At 64.7% G+C, this 5553-nt stretch carries 4 protein-coding genes; all 4 read right to left on the bottom strand.

Annotation, left to right across the window (positions count from 1 at the left end; all coding sequences use genetic code 11):
• Window positions 1-238: 238 nt before the first annotated feature.
• Complete coding sequence (locus tag K675_RS0119690; RefSeq protein WP_017905199.1) at window positions 239-1819, bottom strand: aldehyde dehydrogenase (NADP(+)); 1581 nt, start codon at window positions 1817-1819, stop codon at window positions 239-241.
• A gap of 192 nt (window positions 1820-2011) precedes the next feature.
• Window positions 2012-3565, bottom strand: coding sequence for a galactarate dehydratase (gene garD / locus K675_RS0119685; protein WP_017905198.1), 1554 nt, complete (start codon window positions 3563-3565; stop codon window positions 2012-2014).
• 79 nt (window positions 3566-3644) lie between these two features.
• Window positions 3645-5012 (bottom strand): MFS transporter, encoded by a 1368-nt coding sequence (locus K675_RS0119680; protein WP_026145363.1) that lies wholly within the window; start codon window positions 5010-5012, stop codon window positions 3645-3647.
• A gap of 105 nt (window positions 5013-5117) precedes the next feature.
• Window positions 5118-5553, bottom strand: a 436-nt coding sequence (locus K675_RS0119675) for a dihydrodipicolinate synthase family protein (protein WP_017905196.1), incomplete at its 5' end; no start/stop codon positions are given.

Here is a 5553-nt window from a genome sequence, read left to right as displayed (position 1 = left end):
TTTGCGTTGGCGTTAGGGGGTCAGTTTTACATTGGCGGTGACACTTTCGAGCGGGCATTGTTCTGGAGCATGCTGCATTCCGTGGAGATGGCACGGGCAGTGGTCGATGCGCTACTGGATGGCGTCCCCGTAGCGAATCAGATTCAGGGGTAGGTCACGCCTCCCTTCAAACGGACACACACACCGCCGGAAATAAAAAAGCCCCGCCAAAGCGGGGCTCTCTCTACCAACGCAGCAATCAGATCGCCGCATCACTCCACTGCCCATTCACCAGGCGACGCAGCCCCAGCGGGTTGCCATCACGCAGTGCCTCAGGCAGCAGCGATTGCGGGTAGTTCTGGTAGCAAACCGGACGCAGGAAGCGATCGATCGCCAGGGTACCCACCGAAGTACCACGGGCATCGGAAGTCGCCGGGTACGGACCACCGTGAACCATCGCATCACACACTTCCACACCGGTCGGGTAGCCGTTGATCAGGATACGGCCGACTTTCTCTTCCAGCAGTGGCACCAGCCAGGCGAAGGCTTCGAAGTCTTCCGCTTCACCGATCAGGGTGGCGGTCAGCTGGCCACGCAGGCCGAGCAGGGCAGCGCGCAGTTGCTCGTTGTCCTTGACCTCGACGGCGACGGTGGTCGGGCCGAAGACTTCTTCCTGCAGCAGTGGATCGGATTCCACCAGCAGGCGGGCGTCCGCTTGGAACAGCTGGGCACGGGCCTGGCTGCCTTCCTGGGCCTGACCGGCCAGGTGCTTGATGCCGGCGTGGGCCTTCAGGTGCTCCAGGCCGCCGACGTAGCTGCGCAGGCCGCCCGCGTTGAGCAGGGTCTGACCGGCTTGCTGGTCCAGGTGCTGACCCAGCTCACCCAGCAGTTGGCTGTACTGTGGCGATTGCAGGCCGATGACCAGGCCAGGGTTGGTGCAGAACTGGCCGGCACCCAGGCAGACGGAGCCTGCCAGTTCGCGGGCGATGGCTTCGCCACGCTTGGCCAGGGCGCCCGGCAGGATGATCACCGGGTTGATGCTGGACATCTCGGCGAACACCGGGATCGGCTGTGGACGCTCGGCGGCCATGCGGCACAGGGCGTCGCCACCTTTCAGGGAGCCGGTGAAACCAACGGCCTGGATCGCCGGGTGCTTGACCAGCCACTCGCCAACGCCACCGCCGAAGACCATGTTGAACACGCCTTTTGGCATGCCGGTACGCTCAGCGGCACGCTGGATGGCGCAACCGACCAGGTCGGCCGTCGCCATGTGGCCGCTGTGGGCCTTGAACACGACTGGGCAACCGGCCGCCAGGGCCGCGGCGGTGTCACCACCGGCGGTGGAGAAGGCCAGTGGGAAGTTGCTGGCGCCGAACACGGCTACCGGGCCCACGCCGATGCGCATCTGGCGCAGGTCGACGCGTGGCAGGGGCTGACGCTCAGGCAGGGCCAGGTCGATACGCGCACCGAGGAAGTCGCCACGGCGCAGTACCTGGGCGAACAGGCGCATCTGGCCGCTGGTACGGCCGCGCTCGCCCTGGATACGAGCGGCGGGCAGGGCGGTTTCGCGGCAGACGATGGCGACGAAGCTGTCGTCCAGCTCATCCAGTTCGGCGGCGATGGCGTCGAGGAATTCGGCGCGACGGGCGGGCGCCAGTTGGCGGAACTCGGCGAACGCGGCAGCAGCGGCCTTGGCCGCCTGGTCCACTTCGGTTTCGGTGGCTTGGGCGAACTGATAGGGCAGGGCCTCGCCGGTGGTGGCGTCCAGGCTCTGCAGACGCTGGGTGCCAGCGGCGCTGCGCTGACCGGCGATGAAGTTGTGGCCGAGGATCTCAGGCATGGAATGCTCCTTTTAGAGAGAAGTGAAGGAATGCGGATGGAATGGGCTGGCTCGATTCCCTGTAGGAGCCGGCGGTGCGGCGACCCGACGTGCCCGCGAAGCAGGTGGCGCGGTGTAGGGCACCGGCTTTGCCGGTGTTCGCGGGCAAGCCCGCTCCCACAGGGATCGCGAAGAACGAGCCGGCCCGGTGCATCAGGTGATTGGCGCCGGGTTGAACAGGGTGATGTCGTTGTGCAGCTTGTGCTGCTCGGCCCAGGTCTGTTTGCGGCCGCTGGCGACGTCGAGGTAGTAGTGGAACAGCTCCCAGCCCAGTTCCTCGATGCTCGAACGGCCGGTGGCGATGCGCCCGGCGTCGATGTCGATCAGGTCAGGCCAGCGCTCGGCCAGCTCGGTGCGGGTGCACACCTTGACCACTGGCGCCATGGCCAGGCCATACGGGGTACCGCGGCCGGTGGTGAACACGTGCAGGTTCATGCCGGCGGCCAGTTGCAGGGTGCCGCAGACGAAGTCGCTGGCCGGGGTGGCGCAGAAGATCAGGCCCTTGCGGTTGACGCGCTCGCCCGGGCCGAGTACGCCCTGGATGGCGCCGCTGCCGGACTTGACGATCGAGCCGAGGGATTTCTCGACGATGTTCGACAGGCCGCCTTTCTTGTTGCCGGGCGTGGTGTTGGCGCTGCGGTCGGCGGCGCCTTGCTGCAGGTAGCGGTCGTACCAGTCCATCTCACGGACGAGGGCGTCGGCGACGTCCTGGTTCTCGGCGCGGGAGGTGAGCATGTAGATCGCGTCGCGCACTTCGGTCACTTCCGAGAACAGCACGGTGGCGCCGGCGCGTACCAGCAGGTCGGCGGCGTAGCCCAGGGCCGGGTTGGCGGTGATGCCGGAGAAGGCGTCGCTGCCGCCGCACTGCATGCCGAGGATCAGTTCGCTGGCCGGCACGCTTTCACGGCGGCGCTGGTCGAGTTTCTTCAGGCGGGTTTCGGCCAGCTCCATGATCTGCTCGATCATTTCGCTGAAGCCCAGGCTCGAGTCCTGCAGGCGATACAGCCACGGCTCGCTGAGGTCGACCGATGGATCGTTGTCGTGCATCACCTGGCCGGCCTGCAGCTTCTCGCAGCCGAGGCTGATGACCAGCGCTTCGCCGCCCAGGTTGGGGTTGCGCGCCAGGTTGCGCACGGTACGGATCGGGATGTAGGCGTCGCGGGCGTTGATCGCCACGCCGCAGCCGTAGCTGTGGGTGAGGGCGACCACGTCATCGACGTTGGGGTATTTGGGCAGCAGCTCGGCCTTGATGCGCTTGACCGCGTGTTCGAGCACGCCGGTCACGCATTGCACGGTGGTGGTGATGCCGAGGATGTTGCGGGTACCGACGGTGCCGTCGGCGTTGCGGTAGCCTTCGAAGGTGAAGCCTTCCAGCGGGGGCAGGGCATCAGGCACGGCATCGCAGCGTGGCAGGCTGTCCAGCTCGGGGGCGGACGGCATGGCCAGTTGGCTTTCCTGGACCCAACTGCCTTGGCGCAGGTCTTCCAGGGCGTAGCCGATGATCTGGCCGTAGCGGCGAACCGGTTCGCCCTTGGCGATGAGCACGGTGGCGACCTTGTGGCTCTGCGGTACGGCTTCCACCAGCGTCAGGCCGTCGGAGAAGCGGGCGCCTTCACCGAGGCCGCCGTCATTGACCACCACCACGACATTGTCGTCTTCGTGCAGGCGGACGTAGCGGGGCGAGTCTGAATGTTCGATCAACTGCATGGTCGTGCCTTTCTTATGGATTCTCAGGCTTTGTACTGCGCTCATGCCCGGCGGCTGCCGGGCATGAACGGGTTCTTACTCAGTGACGCGCACCCGCGACCTGGATCGTGGGGTTGGCATCCGTTGCCGATTCATCCTTTGGGCCGTCACGCAATTCGATCCGTTTGATCGGGCCGACGATGACCAGGTAGCTGAGCACCGCGACCAGGGCGTTGGCACCGACATACACCAGGGCCCACTTGAACGAACCGGTGGCGCTGATGATGTAGCCGATGACGATCGGCGTGGTGATCGAGGCGATGTTGCCGAAGGTGTTGAACAGGCCACCGGACAGACCGGCGATCTGCTTGGGCGAGGTGTCGGCGACGACCGCCCAGCCCAGTGCACCAATGCCTTTACCGAAGAATGCCAGGGTCATGAAGCCGACCACCACCCATTCCGCCTCGACGTAGTTGCAGAAGACCATGGTGGTCGACAGCAACAGGCCGCAGACGATCGGCAGTTTGCGCGAGAAGGTCAGCGAGTTGCCACGACGCAGCAGCCAGTCCGAGATTACACCACCGAGCACGCCACCGATGAAGCCGCAGATGGCCGGCAAGGAGGCGATGAAGCCGGCCTTGAGGATGGTCATGCCGCGTTCCTGCACCAGGTACACCGGGAACCAGGTCAGGAAGAAGTAGGTGATGGCGTTGATGCAGTACTGGCCCAGGTACACGCCCAGCAGCATGCGGCTGGTCAGCAGTTGCTTGATGTAGTTCCACTTCGGACCGTCGTTGACGCGCTTCTGGTCCATGTCCACCAGGCCGCCGTTCTGCTCGATGTGCTCGAGTTCACTCTGGCTGATGCGCGGGTGTTGTTTCGGGTTGTAGATGGTCTTCATCCAGATGCCCGAGAACACGATGCCGAACACGCCCATGACGATGAACACGTGTTCCCAGCCGAAGGTGTAGACGATCCAGCCCATGATCGGTGCGAACAACGCGGTGGCGAAGTATTGCGCCGAGTTGAAGATCGCCGAGGCGGTACCGCGTTCCGCTGCCGGGAACCAGGCCGCGACGATCCGGGCGTTACCCGGGAACGACGGGGCTTCGGCGAAACCGACCAGGAAGCGCAGGGTGAACAGGGTCACCACCGACCAGGCCACCGGCATGCCGCCGACGAAGCCCTGCAGCATGGTGAACAGCGACCAGCTGAAGATACTGAAGGCGTAGACGTTTTTCGAACCGAAGCGGTCGAGCAGCCAGCCGCCAGGGATCTGGCCAGCCACGTAGGCCCAGCCGAAGGCGGAGAAGATGTAGCCGAGGGTGACAGCGTCGATGCCCAGGTCTTTCTGCAGGCTGGAACCGGCAATGGCGATGGTGGCCCGGTCTGCATAGTTGATCGTGGTCACCAGGAACAGCATGAGCAGAATCAGGTAGCGCACATGCGTCTTTTTAGTCGCTTGCATGCCTTGTACTCCCACTAGTTATTTTTGTGCGGGCTAACGAATTGTGAACGGAGCCGGCGGTTAACCCGGCTCCGTGTGCGGCTGTGGCAGTCCGCGGGGTCGCGCTTATTGCGGACCCATCTTGTCCATCAGGGCCGCCAGGGCTTCGTATTCCTGTTCGGTCAGGTCGGTCAGCGGGGTACGCACCGGGCCTGCGTCGTAACCGGCGATCTTCGCCCCGGCCTTGACGATGCTCACGGCGTAGCCGGCCTTGCGGTTACGGATGTCCAGGTACGGCAGGAAGAAGTCGTCGATCAGTTTGCCAACGGTGGCGTGGTCGTCACGGGCAATGGCGTTGTAGAAGTCCATCGCGGTTTTCGGCACGAAGTTGAACACCGCCGACGAGTAGACCGGTACGCCCAGGGCCTTGTAGGCAGCCGCATAGACTTCGGCGGTCGGCAGGCCACCCAGGTAGCTGAAGCGGTCGCCCAGGCGGCGACGGATCGACACCATCAGCTCGATGTCGCCCAGGCCGTCCTTGTAGCCGATCAGGTTCGGGCAG

The sequence above is a fragment of the Pseudomonas fuscovaginae SE-1 genome (assembly GCF_000364705.1).
GTDB classification, from domain to species: Bacteria; Pseudomonadota; Gammaproteobacteria; order Pseudomonadales; family Pseudomonadaceae; genus Aquipseudomonas; species Aquipseudomonas fuscovaginae_A.
This window is presented reverse-complemented; position numbering and strand designations above follow the sequence as displayed.

What these genes read in the sequence shown, in the direction of transcription:
- K675_RS0119690 (WP_017905199.1), bottom strand. Translation starts at nt 1,819, where the DNA reads ATGCCTGAGATCCTCGGCCACAACTTCATCGCCGGTCAGCGCAGCGCC.
- K675_RS0119680 (WP_026145363.1), bottom strand. Translation starts at nt 5,012, where the DNA reads ATGCAAGCGACTAAAAAGACGCATGTGCGCTACCTGATTCTGCTCATG.
- garD (WP_017905198.1), bottom strand. Translation starts at nt 3,565, where the DNA reads ATGCAGTTGATCGAACATTCAGACTCGCCCCGCTACGTCCGCCTGCAC.